The following is a 14,843-nucleotide window of genomic DNA, read 5'->3' as shown; positions in this document are numbered from 1 at the left end:
CCCGGTGCTCCCGCGACGGGAGCACCGGGCCTCGTGACGTCCAGGCGTCAGACCTCGTGACGTTCAGGCGTCAGTGGGAGTGGCCGTGACCGTGGCCGTGGCCGTGGTCCGCCGGCTCCTCCTCCTTCTTCTCCACCACGAGGGTCTCGGTGGTGAGGAGCAGGGAGGCGATCGAGGCGGCGTTCTCCAGGGCGGAGCGCGTCACCTTCACCGGGTCGATGACGCCGGCCTTGACGAGGTCGCCGTACTCGCCGGTCGCGGCGTTGAAGCCCTGGCCCTTGTCGAGCTCCGCCACCTTCGCGGTGATGACGTAGCCCTCGAGGCCGGCGTTCTCGGCGATCCAGCGCAGCGGCTCGACGGCGGCGCGGCGGACGACGGAGACACCCGTGGCCTCGTCGCCGGTCTTGTCGAGGTTGCCCTCCAGGACCTTGACGGCGTGGACGAGCGCGGAGCCACCACCGGAGACGATGCCCTCCTCGACCGCGGCGCGGGTCGCGGAGATGGCGTCCTCCAGACGGTGCTTCTTCTCCTTCAGCTCCACCTCGGTGGCGGCGCCGACCTTGATCACGCACACGCCGCCGGCCAGCTTCGCGAGGCGCTCCTGGAGCTTCTCGCGGTCCCAGTCGGAGTCCGTGGACTCGATCTCGGCCTTGATCTGGTTGACGCGGCCGAGGACGTCCTCGGAGGAGCCGGCGCCGTCCACGATCGTGGTGTCGTCCTTGGAGACGGTCACGCGGCGGGCGGTGCCCAGCACGTCCAGACCGGCCTGGTCGAGCTTGAGGCCGACCTCCTCGGAGATGACGGTGGCACCGGTGAGGGTGGCCATGTCCTGGAGCATCGCCTTGCGGCGGTCACCGAAGCCGGGCGCCTTGACGGCGACGGCGTTGAAGGTGCCGCGGATCTTGTTGACGACGAGGGTGGAGAGGGCCTCGCCCTCGACGTCCTCGGCGATGATCAGCAGCGGCTTGGAGCCACCGGCCTGGATGACCTTCTCGAGCAGCGGCAGGAGGTCCTGGATGGAGGAGATCTTGCCCTGGTTGATCAGGATGTACGGGTCGTCGAGGACGGCCTCCATACGCTCCTGGTCGGAGACCATGTACGGCGAGAGGTAGCCCTTGTCGAAGGCCATGCCCTCGGTGAACTCCAGCTCCAGGCCGAAGGTGTTGGACTCCTCGACGGTGATGACACCGTCCTTGCCGACCTTGTCCATCGCCTCGGCGATGAGCTCGCCGACCTGCTGGTCCTGCGCGGAGAGCGCGGCGACGGCGGCGATGTCGGACTTGTCCTCGATCGGGCGGGCGGTCGCGAGGAGCTCCTCGGACACGGCCTTGACCGCGGCGTCGATGCCCTTCTTCAGGGCGGCCGGGGAGGCGCCGGCGGCGACGTTGCGCAGACCCTCGCGGACCAGGGCCTGGGCGAGCACGGTGGCGGTGGTGGTGCCGTCACCCGCGATGTCGTTGGTCTTGGTCGCCACCTCCTTCACGAGCTGGGCGCCGAGGTTCTCGTACGGGTCCTCGATCTCGACCTCACGGGCGATCGTGACACCGTCGTTGGTGATGGTGGGGGCGCCGAACTTCTTGTCGATGACGACGTTGCGGCCCTTGGGGCCGATCGTCACCTTCACCGTGTCGGCCAGCTTGTTGACGCCGCGCTCAAGGGCGCGACGGGCGTCCTCGTCGAACTTCAGGATCTTCGCCATGGGAGCGATTCAGCCCTCTCGGAAATCGTAGAAAAAAACTGCGCCCCTGAACGCCCGCGGAGAAACCAGGGGGTCAGGGGCGCAGCTCAAAGCATCTGGTTCAGGTGCCTTGGTGACTTACTTCTCGATGATCGCGAGCACGTCGCGAGCCGAGAGGACGAGGAACTCCTCGCCGTTGTACTTCACCTCGGTGCCGCCGTACTTGCTGTAGAGCACGACATCGCCGACCTTGACGTCGAGCGGCAGGCGCTCGCCGTTCTCGAAGCGGCCCGGACCCACGGCGAGGACGGCGCCCTCCTGGGGCTTCTCCTTCGCGGTGTCCGGAATGACCAGGCCAGAGGCGGTGGTCTGCTCGGCGTCGAGCGGCTGGACCACGATGCGGTCCTCGAGCGGCTTGATGGCAACCTTGGAGCTGGTGGTCGTCACGATCCGACCTCCCCCTTCGGAGATCTCACGGGGTTAACTGTCTGAGGTGGCGACCAGGTGGATCCGTCGTCGCGGGTGCCGGACCTGCCCGTCGCTGTGTTGGCACTCTCCAGTGGGGAGTGCCAGAGCCGAGACTATGACCGCGATTAGCACTCGGTCAAGCGGAGTGCCAATTCACGACCCCGTGGCGCGAACGACCGCCGTCATCCCGCCGCCTTCCGGGGGAACGTCCGGGCGGAGCCCGCGGTTCCGTACGAGCGGGGACACCAGAGGGCCGGACGGCGCCGAGGGCGTGGCCGACGCGGAGGGCACGGGGTCCGCCGCCTGACGGGCGGCCCGGCCCCGGTCCGGATGCGGCGACACCTTCTCGGCCGCCTTGCGGCCGAGCCGCTCGATCGGATCGACCGAGGACGCGCAGGCCTGCAGGGCGAGCAGCGCGCCGGTCAGGGCCAGGGCGGCGGTCAGCCGGCGCGCCCGGCTCATACGTAGTCCTCGAGCTTCGCCACCGCGTACCCCTTGTCCGTGACCGTCTTCATCACCCTCCGGATCATGTCCGGCATGGAGCCCTTCCAGTCCCCCTTGCCGCGGAAGTGCGTGAGGATGATGTCGCCCGGGTGCAGGTCCCGGTCCCACTCGCGCCATTCCATGTGGTCGGGGAAGGCCTCGGAGGCCCACAGCGGGACCGCCTTGACGCCGCAGGACTTCGCCGCGCGCAGGGTGTCCTGGTTGTAGTTGCCGTACGGCGGGCGGAAGAGGGGCGGCCGCTCGCCGAACTGCTTCTGGATGACGTCCTGCATCCCGCAGATCTGCCGCTTCTGGGCGTCGTAGTCGAGACCGGGCAGATAGGGGTGGGTCAGGGTGTGGTTGTGCAGGGCCACCCCGGAGTCCTGCATCTTCTTGAAGTAGCCGTAGTCGTCCTTGACCAGGTAGTTGCTGAGGAAGGCGCTGTACGGGATCTTCAGGTCGGTCATCATCCGCAGCAGGGCGGGGTCCTTCTCCGCGCCGTCGTCGATCGTCAGGAAGACGACCTTGTCCTTCGTCGGCACGGTCGTGAAGACCGGCGGCAGTCCCTTCCCCGCGGTCTCGAAGCCCTTGCGGGTGGTGACCGTCGGCTTCACCGCGGGCGGCTCGGGCGCGTCGAGCGGGGGCTTGTCGAGGCCCCACTTCCTGGCCGCGGCGACGCGGGCGGCACGCGCCTTGCGGACCCGCTCGACGTACGCGTCCAGCGCGCCGGCCGCGCCCCCCGCGCGCGGCGGCTGACCGGCGGCCGGCTCGGCGGGCGGGGGCTCCTCCCCCGCTCCCGGGTCGGCGCAGGCGGAGCCGAGCACGGCGACGAGGAGGGCGATCCCGACGACCCGCACGGACCGATGAGAGGCCGTCTGTTCCTTTTGTCGTACTAGCTGCATGGCGCCGCATCCTGTCAGCGCCACGCCCCTCCGGGGCCCCGACACCACCGGCGGGCCCCGCACCGTCCCCCGGGCGGCCCACACCTCCCCCGGGCGGTCCGGAGATCGCCGGACCAGCACAATGGGACGGGTGACCGACCTCGCCGCCTTCACCGCCCTGCTCGCCCCCGAGGGGCAGGCACTCCTCGACGCGCTGCGCGACTACGACCCCGCCCAGGAGCTGGCGGTCGCCTCCCGGCTGCGCCGCGACCATCCCGCCGAACTGGTCTCGGCGGCGCTCGGGCAGGCCCGGCTGCGACAGCGGGCGGTCGCCAAGTTCGGGGCCGCGGACGCGTACCGGATGTACTTCACGCCCAACGGCGTCGAGCAGTCCACCCGGGCGAGCGTAGGCGCCTACCGGGCGGCCCGGCTGAAGGCGCTCGGCGTCGACAGCGTCGCGGACCTCTGCTCCGGCATCGGCGGCGACGCCATCGCGCTGGCCCGCGCCGGGATCTCGGTCCTCGCGGTCGACCGCGACCCGCTGACCGCGGCCGCGGCGCGGGCGAACGCGGCCGCGCTCGGGCTCGCGGACCTCATCGAGGTGCGCTGCGCGGACGTGACCGAGATCGACACGCGTCCGTACGACGCGGTCTTCGTCGACCCGGCACGGCGGGGCGGCCGCGGCAGGATCTTCGACCCCGAGGCCTACTCGCCGCCGCTGTCGTGGGCGGTCGACGCGGCCCGCAAGGCCCCGCACGCGGCCCTGAAGATCGCCCCCGGCGTCCCGCACGAGGCCGTGCCGGAGGAGGCCGAGGCGGAGTGGATCTCGGACGGCGGCGACGTGAAGGAGGCGGTGCTCTGGTTCGGCACCGACCCCGGCGCCCGCCGCGCGACGCTCCTGCCCTCAGGCACGAGCCTCGTCGGCCAGGGCCTGCCCGACCCGGCGGTCCGCCCGGTCGGCCGCTACCTCTACGAGCCGGACGGCGCCGTCATCCGCGCCCACCTGGTCGCCGACGTGGCCCGGGACCTCGGCGGCGGCCTGATCGACGAGACCATCGCGTACGTCACGGCCGACACCCTCACCCCGACCCCGTACGCCGCCGCCTACGAGATCACCGACGAGCTCCCCTTCAACCTCAAGAAGCTGAAGGCCCTCCTCCGTGAACGCGAGGTCGGCACCCTCACCGTCAAGAAGCGCGGCTCGGCCGTCGAACCCGAGGAGATCCGGCGCAAGGTGAAGCCGAAGGGGCCGAACGCGGCGACGGTCCTGCTCACTCGGGTCGCGGGAGCCCCGACGATGCTGATCGGACACCCGGCCGGCCGGTGAGGCGGATCGCCAGGCGGTAGTGCGTGACGGCCTTCGTGCACCCGATCAGCCCGGTGATCCAGAGGCCGAGGGCGGCGCCCATGCCGTAGACGACGAGCGGATACCCGCCGTTGTCACGGGTCGTGTCGGCGGCGACCGCGAACGAGGTCCAGAGGCCGGTCGCGCACAGCGCGAAGGAGAGCAGCAGCCAGCAGGCGCTCAGGACCGGGGCGCGCAGCCGGGCGTCGGTCGCGGGGTGGGAGTCGAGCACGGCCCACTGGACGAGCCGCGCGCGGGCCAGACGGTCGCGCAGCACGCCGCGTACGGTCATCCACACCGCCGGGACCAGGGCGCCGACCCCGGCGACCGCGCAGAACAGACCGAGCGCCAGGGTGATCGGGTCGGCCGCTCCTCCCCCGCCCCAGAAGGCCGCCAGGCCGATGCCGACGAGACCCCAGCCGAACTCCAGGAGCGCCAGCCACACCAGGAACAGCGTCAACCGCCCGCCACCGAGCAGCCGCCGCCCGAGTACGTCCAGGGCCAGCGCCCGGTCGGCGAGCCGCGCCTCCCGGTCGGGCCAGCTCTGGAGCTCGGCGGGCGGCGGGGGCGGCGGAAGAATCGACATGCCGTGGAGCCTAGAGGGTCCCGCCGGTCACGCCGGGCTCGCGTTCCCTGCTCCGGCCTGATCGACGAGGCCCCCCTGGGCCCTGCCCGCCGCACCCGCCCTCACGCCCCCCGATCCACCGCCGGTGCACCGCCCGGAGTGCCGCCCCGGCGGGCCGCCGTCGCGCCCTCGCCGGTCGTGGAACTCGACCGGGCGGTCACGGCCCCGGCCCTGCCCCGCCGGCAGGCCCTGTCCCCCCGGCCTTCGCGGCCCGCTCGCGCAGCAGGGCGCGCTCCCGCTCGTTGCGGGTGAGGGCGGCGGCGCGCTCGAACTCCGCGCGGGCCTCCTGCGTACGGCCCATTCGGGCCAGGAGGTCGCCGCGGACGCTCGGGAGCAGGTGGTAGCCGGACAGGGCCGGTGCGGTGGCCAGGGCGTCGACCAGGGCCAGGCCCGCCTCGGGGCCGTCGGCCATCGACACCGCGACCGCCCGGTTGAGTTCCACGACCGGGGAGGGCGCGACGGCGGCGAGCCGCCCGTAGAGCGTGGCGATGGTGCGCCAGTCCGTGTCCTCGTACGTCGCCGCCCGCGCGTGGCAGGCGGCGACGGCGGCCTGCAGCGCGTACGGGCCGTTGGCGCCGCCCGCCTCGACGGCCCGCTCCAGGGCCGCGAAGCCGCGCCGGATCAGCAGCCGGTTCCACCGCCGCCGGTTCTGGTCCGCGAGCAGCACCGGCGCCCCGTCCGGCCCGGTCCGGGCCGCGGTCCGCGAGGCCTGGATCTCCAGCAGGGCCGCGAGGCCGTGGACTTCGCCCTCCTTCGGCATCAGCGCGGCGAGCTGCCGGGCGAGCCGCAGCGCGTCCTCGCACAGGGCGGGCCGCAGCAGGTCGTCGCCGGCGGTCGCCGCGTACCCCTCGTTGAAGATCAGGTAGATGACCTCCAGGACCGAGCCGAGCCGGACCGCCCGGTCCGCCCCGTACGGCACCTCGAAGGGCACCCCCGCCTTGGCGAGCGTCCGCTTGGCCCGCACGATCCGCTGCGCGACGGTCGGCTCCGGGACCAGGAACGCGCGGGCGATCTCGTCCGTGCGCAGCCCTCCGACGAGCCGCAGGGTCAGCGCCGTGCGGGCCTCGGCGGAGAGCACCGGGTGGCAGGCCGTGAAGACCAGCCGCAGCACGTCGTCGTCGATGTCCCCGGGGCCCGAGGGCTCGGGGTCGTACGCCTCCTCCACGAGCTCGCGGCCGGCCTCCGCGAGCTTCCGCGCGTAGGTCTCGCGCCGCCGCACCAGGTCGACCGCGCGGTGCTTGGCCGTTGCCGTCAGCCAGGCCCCCGGCCGGTCGGGGACACCGGACTCCGGCCATTGCTCCAGGGCGGCGACGAGCGCGTCCTGGGCGATCTCCTCGGCGATCCCGACGTCCCGGACGATCCGCGCCACGGTGGCGATGATCCGGGCCGACTCCATCCGGAAGACCGTGTCCAGGGTCTCCTCGACCGTCTGTGCCGTCACGCCTCACATGACAGCACAGACCGCCGACAGCCGCGGTGGTTCGGGCAGTTCGGGCGCCCCTTCCCAGGCTCGTTCAGGAGCCCGTTCGGGCGCCCGTTCCGAAGCGCGACCGGGCGCCCGTTCAGGAGCCCGTTGAGGAGCCCGTTCAGGAGCCCGTTCAGGAGCCCGGCATCTCCTCGACCTCGCGGACCTCCAGGCCCACGGTCCAGTGCGGCGGGTGGACCTCCAGGAAGCGCTTCCCCCACTCGATCGCCTCGGCCATGTCCTTGCACTGCAGCATGGCGTAGCCGCCGACGACCTCCTTGGTCTCGGTGAAGGGGCCGTCGGTGAACGACAGCTTCCCGTCCTGCCAGGTGATCCGGGTGCTCTCGGCGGTGGGCTTGAGCCCGGCCGTGTCCACCATGGCGCCGGCCTTGGTGATCTCCTCGAAGAGCGCGCCCATGCGCTCCTCGAAACCGGGGTCGGCGGACGCCATGTCGATGCTGTTCTCCTCGATGCGGACGAGGGAGAGGTAGCGGGGCATGGTGACTCCTCGGGGTGCGGTGGCGGGGCCGTTCCCCGCCTTCACACTCATACGTCGATCGGGAGACGCCCGCATCGACACGCGCCGGGAAACGCGCACCGCGGATTTCTCAGAGGTAGTCCTCCAGGCGCGCCACCGTGAAGCCCTGCTCCTGTATGTGCCGCAGCAGATTGGTCATCATCTGCGTCATCGTCCGGCCCTTCAGCTCGGACGGGCCGCGGAAGTGGGCCAGGATGATGTCGCCGGGGTGCAGCTTCTTGTCGCCGCGCTGGTACTGCATGTTCTGTATCTGCATCGACTCCCGCCACAGCACGATCGCGTCCACGCCGCACTGCCCGGCGGCTGCCCGGGTGGCCTCGTTCCAGTTGCCGTAGGGCGGGCGGAAGAGCCGCGGGCGCTTGCCGTACTCGGCGGTCAGCCTGTCCTGCTGGCCGCATATCTCCCGGCGCTGGGCGTCCTGGGAGAGGGTGCGCAGGTTGGGGTGGGTGAGGGTGTGGTTGGCGACGCCGTGGCCCTGGGCGACCAGCGGCCTGAAGTACCCGTAGTCCGCGCGGATCGCGGAGTCGGTGAGGAACATCGTCACCGGCAGCTTGAGGTCCCGCATCATCGCGACGAACCGGGGGTCCTTCTCGGCGCCGTCGTCGATCGTGATGAAGACGACCTTGTCGTCGGTCGCGATGTCGCTGACGACGGGGACGGGTCCGCCGGCGGTGCGCGTCACCGGCTTCTTCGCGGGCGGGGCGGGCGGGGCCGCGAGGGGCTTAAGGCCCCACGTGGCGTAGGCGGCCCGCAGGTCGGGGGCCGCCGGGGCGTCCGGGGCCTTGCCGCCGGCCGAGGGGCTCACGGAGCCGGTCCTCGGGGCGGCCGGCTCGTCGGCGTCGGCGGCGGTGCAGCCGGTCGCGAACAGGGCCACGGCGGTCAGCGCCGCCCACAGCGCGAGGGTCTTCTTCACGCGCTGTGGGATGCCGGAACCGTGCGAAAGGTTGCTCCCGGAACGCTCCCGGTATGCCTATCCGACCGATTCGAAGCGCCAGCGGTGCACCGGACGCGTGATCAGTCCCGGGCCCGGCTCGGGCAGCTCCGGCAGTTCGGCGTCGAGCCCGTCCGGCGTCTCCCACCAGGTGAGGACCAGGACCCGGTCCTGCGGTGCGCGGAAGGTCTCGCGGCGCTGCGGCTCGGCCGGGAGCTCCTGCGCCCTCGCCCAGTCGAGGAGTTCGGCGCCGCGGCCCTCGGCCGCGCGCGCCTCCCACATCAGGGTCACGGTCGTCACGGCCGTCACGGGTACAGGTTCTCCTTGCTGACCTCGTGCACGTGGTCGTGGTCGTGAGTGTGCGCCGCCCCCGGCACGTGCGACTCGGTCACCGGCAGGGAGGAGTCCGCCGACAGCTCCAGGTCGGACGCGGCCCGGCCGCGGGCGACCATCTCGGCGCCGAGCGCGGCGACCATCGCGCCGTTGTCGGTGCACAGGCCCGGTCGCGGCACCCGCAGCCGGATGCCGGCCCGCTCGCAGCGCTCCTCGGCGAGGGCGCGCAGACGCGAGTTGGCGGCCACGCCGCCGCCGATCATCAGGTGGTCGACGCCCTCGTCCTTGCAGGCCCGTACGGCCTTGCGGGTGAGCACGTCGACGACGGCCTCCTGGAAGGACGCGGCGACGTCCCGGACCGGCACGTCCTCGCCCGCGTTCCGCTTGGCCTCGATCCAGCGGGCCACCGCGGTCTTCAGGCCGGAGAAGGAGAAGTCGTACGCGGGGTCCTTGGCGCCGGTCAGGCCGCGCGGGAAGGCGATGGCCGCCGGGTCGCCCTCCTTGGCGAGCCGGTCGATGACCGGACCGCCCGGGAAGCCCAGGTCGAGCACGCGGGCGATCTTGTCGAAGGCCTCGCCGGCGGCGTCGTCGATGGTCGCGCCCAGGGGCCGTACGTCGGAGGTGATGTCGCTGGAGAGGAGCAGCGAGGAGTGGCCGCCGGAGACCAGCAGGGCCATCGTCGGCTCGGGCAGCCGGCCGTGCTCCAGCTGGTCGACGCAGATGTGCGAGGCGAGGTGGTTGACGCCGTAGAGCGGCTTGCCGAGGGCGTACGCGTACGCCTTGGCCGCCGACACGCCGACGAGCAGCGCGCCCGCCAGGCCGGGCCCGGCCGTGACGGCGATGCCGTCCAGGTCCTTGGCGGACACCCCGGCCTGCTTCAGGGCGCGCTCGATGGTCGGGACCATGGCCTCCAGGTGCGCGCGGGAGGCGATCTCGGGCACGACGCCGCCGAAGCGGGCGTGGGTGTCGACGCTGGAGGCGACGGCGTCGGCGAGGAGGGTGGTTCCGTGGACGATGCCGACGCCGGTCTCGTCGCAGGAGGTCTCGATGCCGAGTACGAGCGGTTCGTCAGCAGCCATCTGCATCAGTCTCTGTTCCTTGAACGGTGTGTCGCATCACGAGGGCGTCCACGTTGCCGGGCTGGTAGTAGCCGCGGCGGAAGCCGATGGGCTCGAAGCCGAAACGTTCGTAGAGCTTCTGGGCCCGGGTGTTGTCCACGCGCACTTCGAGGAGGACCTCTTCGCACTCGAAGGCGGTCGCGGCCTGGAGGAGGTCGGTGAGGAGCCGGGCGCCGAGCCCGGTTCCCCACTGGTCGCGGGCGACGGCGATGGTCTGCACGTCGCCCAGGCCGCCGGCGGCGGCGAGCCCCGCGTAACCGACGAGCCGGCCGGACGGGTCCTCGGCGACCATGTAGTGCCGGGTCGCGCGCGGCCCGCGGGCGTGCGCGAGCTCCGACCAGAACATCCCCTCCGACCAGGCGTCCTCGGGGAAGAGCTCGGCTTCGAGCGCGAGCACGGGCTCCAGGTCCCACCAGCGCATCTCACGGAGCACGGTCGTCACTTGGGGGTGACCACCTTGTAGTTCTTCGGCACCTGCGCGTCGGGGCGGCGCAGGTACATCGGCAGCGGGTCGAGGAAGCCCTCGCCGCCCGCGGCCAGCTTCTCGGCCGCGAGCGCGGCGAGCGCGGCGGCCGACTGGTGCCCGGGCTCCCGGGCGTCCGGGAAGGCCTCCGGGTAGAGCGCGGCGCCCGCGCCCACCACCGGCAGCCCGGCGAGCTGCTCGGCGATGTCGGCGGGCCGGTCGACGGCCGCGTCGCCCACGCGGGTGCGGGAGTCGTCGTAGCGCGCCCAGTAGACCTCCTTGCGCCGCGCGTCGGTGGCGACGGCGAAGGGCTCCTGGATGCCGGAGGCGTAGGCGAGCCCGTCGAGGGTGCACAGGCCGTGCACGGGCACGCCGAGCGCGGAGGCGAAGGTGGCGGCCGTGACGAGGCCGACGCGCAGTCCGGTGTACGGGCCGGGGCCGACGCCGACCACGAGTCCGGTCACCGCGTCGAGGGTCAGCCCGGCCTCCTTGAGGACCCCGTCGACGGCGGGCAGCAGCAGCTCCCCGTGGCGGCGGGCGTCGACCTGGCTCGATTCGGCGACGACGGAGTCGCCGTCGTGGAGGGCGACGGTGACGGCGGGTGTGGCGGTATCCATGGCGAGCAAGAGCACGCGAACAGCCTACGGCGCCGGAGCGGCGGGGACGGCGCCCCTTCCGACGGGGGCGGCGACTGCTACGGTCGGGCACCGATACGTACGTACGACAGAAGGTGGGCGCACGGTGGGACGGAGCAGCTCGGGATTCGTGGCCGGGCTCACCGCGGCGGCCCTCGCCGCGGTCGGTTTCCTCGCCTATCAGGCCTCGGCGTCGGCGCCCTCGCCGGCCGAGCTGGCGGCGAAGCCGACGACACCGAGCACGGCGCCCTCGGTCGCGGCGAGCGAGAGGCCGACGCCGGCGAAGGACCCCATGGCGCTGCCCGCGGACTCGGGCACGGGCGAGCGGGTGGTGTACGGGCTCGCCGACCGCCGGGTGTGGCTGGTGAGTGCGAAGAACCAGGTCACGCACACCTTCTCGGTGATGCCGAGCACGGTGTCCCCGCCGCCCGGCGCGTACGCGGTGACCTCCCGGTCCGGTGCGGTGCGCGGCTCGGACGGGGTGCAGATCGAGCACGTCGTGCGGTTCGCGACCGTCCAGGACGTGTCGGTCGGCTTCAGCGCGGCGGTGGACGGCTCGACGCCGTCGCCGGACCCGTCGCGGAAGACGGGCGGCATCCGGATGAAGCGGGCGGACGGCGACGCGCTGTGGAAGTTCGCCGTGATCGGCGCGAAGGTCGTCGTCGTCGCGTAGTGCGCCCGGGTCAGGCCCTCCGGCGGACGTGCCGGGCGGGCTCACGGCCCGGGGGCCTCGTCGGGCTCAGGCGGCCTCGTCGCGTACGGTCTCGGGCTCGTCGTGCTCCGAGGGCTCGGGGCGGCGCGGCGGGGTGGAGACCGCGTTCGCCGCGGCGCACGACGCCAACAGGTCTCTCATCGGGACACTGTCCGCGGTGCGGTCCTCGCGCTCCGGCGTCGCCATGCATGCCTCCCGTAGGTTAGGTACACCTAACCAGCTCGTACATCCATGTGACCACGCCTCGGAGCGACGGCGCAACATTTTCCCGACACGTTGTCGGAACCTACGTACGTTCGGCCGTACGGTCAGGCCAGCGCGAGGTCCTCGGCCGCCCAGCGTGCGCCGATGCCGTTGAGCACGACGGTGCGCCGGTCGTCGACGGCGTCCTCGGTGTCGTCCCCGTTTCCCACGACCCGGTGGATCAGCACGTGCAGCCGGTCGTCGGTCAGCTCCTCGACCTTGCCGTCGCCCCACTCGACGACGACCACGGAGTCCGGCAGCGACACGTCGAGGTCCAGGTCCTCCATCTCGTCGAGACCGCCGCCCAGCCGGTACGCGTCGACGTGCACCAGCGCCGGTCCGCCGACCAGGGAGGGGTGGACGCGGGCGATGACGAAGGTCGGCGAGGTGACGGCGCCACGCACGCCGAGGCCCTCGCCCAGGCCCCGGGTCAGCGTCGTCTTGCCGGCGCCGAGTTCGCCGGTGAGCATCACGAGGTCGCCGGGGCGCAGCAGCTTGGCCAGGCGGCGGCCGAGCTCCTGCATCCGCTCCGGGGAGTCGACTTCGAGGGTGGCCTGGGTGTGCGGAGTGTCCATGTCCGCCAACCTACCTATCCGCCGACGGGGACCGCTCCCACCCTCCCCAGCAGGTCGGCGATCCGGTCGGTGACCGCCTCCGGGTGTTCGAGCATCACCAGGTGCCCGGCGTCGGGCACGATGACCAGCTCCGCCTCCGGCAGCAGGTCGGCGATGGCCTCGGTGTGCGAACTGGGCGTGACCAGGTCGTGGTCGCCGGCGAGGGCGAGCACCGGCAGCTCACGGAAGGCGGCCAGGGCGGCCGCCTTGTCGTGCTCGGCGAACGCCGGGTAGAACTCGGCGACCACGTCGATCGGGGTCGACTCGATCATCCGCTCGGCGAACCGGACGACGGCCGGGTCGACGTCCTTCGACGAGAACGAGTACTTCTTGATGAGCCCGGCGAACAGATCGGCGGTGGCCCGCCGCCCGCGCTCCACCAGCTCCGCCTGCGAGCCGAGCGCCCTGAGCACCCCGGGCAGCACCCGGCGCACCGCGTTGACCCCGGCCATCGGCAGCCCGTAGCTGACCTCGCCGAGCTTCCCGGTCGAGGTGCCCACGAGGCCGACGCCGACCACCCGCTCCCGCACGAGCTCCGGGTGGAGCGCGGCGAGGGCCATGATCGTCATTCCGCCCATGGAGTGCCCGACGAGGACCAGCGGCCCCTCGGGCGCGGCCGCGTCGAGGACGGCCTTCAGATCGCGCCCCAGCATGTCGATCGAGACGGGCACCCCGTCGGGCCCGGCCTGGGCGACCCCGCGCGCCGAGCGTCCGTGGCTGCGCTGGTCCCAGTGCACGGTGCGGACGAGCCCGCGCAGGGCGGCCCGCTGGAAGTGCCAGGAGTCCTGGTTGAGGCAGTAGCCGTGGCTGAAGACCACGGTGACGGGGGCGGGCGGCCTGCGGCCGAAGAGGCGGCGCCGCCGGGTCGGCCCGGCGACCTCGGGGTCGAGCTCGTCGACCTCGTAGTAGAGCTCGGTGCCGTCCTCGGCGACCGCCCGCCCGGGGGTGCCGCGCAGGGCTCCGTACGGCCCCTCGGCGTCGAGCGCGAGCCGCGCCTTCTCCCGTACCGAACGCCCCACCGTCAGCCGCTCGATGGCCACGCCGGCCGCCGCGCCGGCGGCCAGCACGCCTATCGCGGCACCGGCCCAGCCGGCCCGCCGCCAGGTGTCGTCGCCCACGCCGGGCCTCCTCCCTCGGGTCTACTCGCCCACGTAGACGCGCGGGACGCGCGCGCCGATCCGCGTCACGATCTCGTACGCGATGGTGTCGGCGGCCTCGGCCCAGTCCTGGGCGGTCGGCTCGCCCCCGTCACCGGGTCCGAACAGCACGGCCTCGGTGCCCGGCTCGGGCGTGTCGCCGCCGAGGTCGACGACGAACTGGTCCATGGCGACCCGGCCGGCGACGGTCCGGACCCGGCCGTCCACCAGGACCGGCCCGCGCCCGGAGGCGTGTCGCGGGATCCCGTCCGCGTAACCGACCGGGATCAGCCCCAGCGTGGTCTCGCCGGGGGTCGTGTAATGGTGCCCGTACGAGACGCCGTGGCCGCCCGGCACGTGCTTCACCAGGGCCACGCTCGCCTTGAGCGACATCACGGGCCGCAGTCCGAACGCCGCGGAGGGCCCGACCAGCACCGGATCGGGCGACACGCCGTACATGGCGATGCCCGGCCGGACGAGGTCGAAGTGGGCCTCGGGCAGGGTGAGCGTGGCGGGCGAGTTCGCGATGTGCCGCACCTCGGGCTCGACACCGGCCTTCTCGGCGTAGTCGAGCATCGTCCGGAAGACGTCGAGCTGCGCGGGGACCGACGGATGCCCGGGCTCGTCGGCGCAGGCGAAGTGCGACCACAGCCCGGTGATCTCCAGCAGTCCCTGCGCCTCGGCCTTGAGGGCCTCGCCGACGAGCTCGGGCCAGTCGGCGGGCTGGCAGCCGTTGCGCCCGAGCCCGGTGTCGGCCTTGAGCTGGATCCGCGCCCGCCGCCCGGTCTGCCGCGCGGCCCCGACGACCTCCCGCAGGGCCCACATCCCGCTCACCGTCATGTCGAGCCCGGCCTCGATGCCCTCGGCCCACGGGTCGCCGGGCGTCCACAGCCAGCACAGGATCCGCGGCTCGGTCAGGCCGGCCGCGCGCAGCGCCAGCGCCTCGTGCGGCGTCGCCGTCCCCAGCCACGTCGCGCCCGCCTCCAGCGCTGCCCGGGCGCAGGGCACGGCCCCGTGTCCGTACGCGTCCGCCTTGACCACGGCCATCACCTGGACGTGTGGCGCGACGCGGGCGCGCAGCGTGCGGACGTTCGCACGCAGCGCGCCGAGGTCGATCTCGGCGCGGGCTCGGCGGGGCTGTGGTGTCTGAGTCATCGCGCCCAGTCTCTCAGGTA

17 protein-coding genes are annotated in these 14,843 nt (G+C 73.0%); 2 read left to right on the top strand and 15 right to left on the bottom strand.

Translation table 11 applies throughout. From position 1 onward, the window contains the following. Positions 1-70 precede the first annotated feature (70 nt). The 4 genes from groL to AB0M16_RS01920 all read right to left on the bottom strand — a co-directional run bounded on the left by groL (position 71) and on the right by AB0M16_RS01920 (position 3,531). On the bottom strand, positions 71-1,699 hold the full coding sequence (gene groL, locus AB0M16_RS01935; protein WP_365337633.1) for a chaperonin GroEL: 1,629 nt from the start codon (positions 1,697-1,699) through the stop codon (positions 71-73). Positions 1,700-1,816: 117 nt separating this feature from the next. Beyond that, positions 1,817-2,125, bottom strand: a complete 309-nt coding sequence (groES, locus tag AB0M16_RS01930; RefSeq protein WP_057584642.1) for a co-chaperone GroES — start codon at positions 2,123-2,125, stop codon at positions 1,817-1,819. 174 nt (positions 2,126-2,299) lie between these two features. Next, positions 2,300-2,608: a hypothetical protein gene (locus tag AB0M16_RS01925; protein ID WP_365337631.1), complete on the bottom strand. Its 309-nt coding sequence runs from the start codon at positions 2,606-2,608 to the stop codon at positions 2,300-2,302. After that, entirely contained in the window at positions 2,605-3,531 is a 927-nt protein-coding gene (locus tag AB0M16_RS01920) for a polysaccharide deacetylase family protein (RefSeq protein ID WP_365337629.1), read from the bottom strand. The genes AB0M16_RS01925 and AB0M16_RS01920 overlap by 4 nt, the downstream gene beginning before the upstream one ends. 121 nt (positions 3,532-3,652) lie before the next feature. Here AB0M16_RS01920 and AB0M16_RS01915 point away from each other — a divergent pair, with 121 nt between their 5' ends. Then, a complete protein-coding gene (locus AB0M16_RS01915; RefSeq protein ID WP_365337627.1) occupies positions 3,653-4,837 on the top strand; it encodes a class I SAM-dependent methyltransferase in 1,185 nt (394 codons plus the stop codon). Here AB0M16_RS01915 and AB0M16_RS01910 read toward each other — a convergent pair. From AB0M16_RS01910 to tsaB, 8 genes are all read right to left on the bottom strand, one after another. Continuing rightward, on the bottom strand, positions 4,782-5,441 hold the full coding sequence (locus AB0M16_RS01910; RefSeq protein ID WP_365337625.1) for a hypothetical protein: 660 nt from the start codon (positions 5,439-5,441) through the stop codon (positions 4,782-4,784). The two genes, AB0M16_RS01915 and AB0M16_RS01910, sit on opposite strands and share 56 nt — an antisense overlap. 196 nt (positions 5,442-5,637) lie before the next feature. Continuing rightward, a complete protein-coding gene (locus tag AB0M16_RS01905) occupies positions 5,638-6,876 on the bottom strand; it encodes an RNA polymerase sigma factor (RefSeq protein WP_365337952.1) in 1,239 nt (412 codons plus the stop codon). Positions 6,877-7,078: 202 nt separating this feature from the next. Further along, the gene (locus AB0M16_RS01900; RefSeq protein ID WP_365337623.1) at positions 7,079-7,444 is read right to left on the bottom strand and encodes a YciI family protein; all 366 of its coding nucleotides are present in this window, start codon (positions 7,442-7,444) and stop codon (positions 7,079-7,081) included. A gap of 109 nt (positions 7,445-7,553) precedes the next feature. Then, entirely contained in the window at positions 7,554-8,396 is an 843-nt protein-coding gene (locus AB0M16_RS01895; protein ID WP_365337621.1) for a polysaccharide deacetylase family protein, read from the bottom strand. Between the two features lie 57 nt (positions 8,397-8,453). Continuing rightward, positions 8,454-8,714 carry a hypothetical protein gene (locus AB0M16_RS01890; RefSeq protein WP_365337950.1) on the bottom strand — a complete coding sequence of 87 codons (261 nt, stop codon included), beginning with the start codon at positions 8,712-8,714 and terminating at the stop codon, positions 8,454-8,456. A 5-nt stretch (positions 8,715-8,719) separates the two neighbouring features. Further along, complete coding sequence (gene tsaD, locus AB0M16_RS01885; RefSeq protein ID WP_365337619.1) at positions 8,720-9,826, bottom strand: tRNA (adenosine(37)-N6)-threonylcarbamoyltransferase complex transferase subunit TsaD; 1,107 nt, start codon at positions 9,824-9,826, stop codon at positions 8,720-8,722. Further along, positions 9,816-10,286: a ribosomal protein S18-alanine N-acetyltransferase gene (gene rimI / locus AB0M16_RS01880; RefSeq protein ID WP_365337948.1), complete on the bottom strand. Its 471-nt coding sequence runs from the start codon at positions 10,284-10,286 to the stop codon at positions 9,816-9,818. The genes tsaD and rimI overlap by 11 nt, the downstream gene beginning before the upstream one ends. Before the next feature lie 17 nt (positions 10,287-10,303). Further along, complete coding sequence (tsaB, locus tag AB0M16_RS01875; protein WP_365337618.1) at positions 10,304-10,960, bottom strand: tRNA (adenosine(37)-N6)-threonylcarbamoyltransferase complex dimerization subunit type 1 TsaB; 657 nt, start codon at positions 10,958-10,960, stop codon at positions 10,304-10,306. A gap of 109 nt (positions 10,961-11,069) precedes the next feature. Here tsaB and AB0M16_RS01870 point away from each other — a divergent pair, with 109 nt between their 5' ends. Continuing rightward, the gene (locus AB0M16_RS01870; protein ID WP_365337616.1) at positions 11,070-11,636 is read left to right on the top strand and encodes a hypothetical protein; all 567 of its coding nucleotides are present in this window, start codon (positions 11,070-11,072) and stop codon (positions 11,634-11,636) included. Positions 11,637-11,983: 347 nt separating this feature from the next. On the opposite strand, the gene tsaE is transcribed toward AB0M16_RS01870, so the two are convergent. From tsaE to alr, 3 genes are read right to left on the bottom strand one after another with little or no spacing between them, the layout of a single operon-like run. Beyond that, a complete protein-coding gene (gene tsaE, locus AB0M16_RS01865) occupies positions 11,984-12,493 on the bottom strand; it encodes a tRNA (adenosine(37)-N6)-threonylcarbamoyltransferase complex ATPase subunit type 1 TsaE (RefSeq protein ID WP_365337614.1) in 510 nt (169 codons plus the stop codon). 14 nt (positions 12,494-12,507) lie between these two features. After that, positions 12,508-13,650 carry an alpha/beta hydrolase gene (locus AB0M16_RS01860; RefSeq protein ID WP_365337612.1) on the bottom strand — a complete coding sequence of 381 codons (1,143 nt, stop codon included), beginning with the start codon at positions 13,648-13,650 and terminating at the stop codon, positions 12,508-12,510. Between the two features lie 21 nt (positions 13,651-13,671). Beyond that, entirely contained in the window at positions 13,672-14,823 is a 1,152-nt protein-coding gene (alr, locus tag AB0M16_RS01855) for an alanine racemase (protein WP_365337610.1), read from the bottom strand. Positions 14,824-14,843 lie beyond the last annotated feature (20 nt).

It is taken from the genome of Streptomyces sp. NPDC051921, assembly GCF_040680975.1.
Classification (GTDB): Bacteria; Actinomycetota; Actinomycetes; order Streptomycetales; family Streptomycetaceae; genus Streptomyces.
Note: the sequence above shows the minus strand (reverse complement) of the source record. Positions and strands in the feature narration are given on the sequence as shown.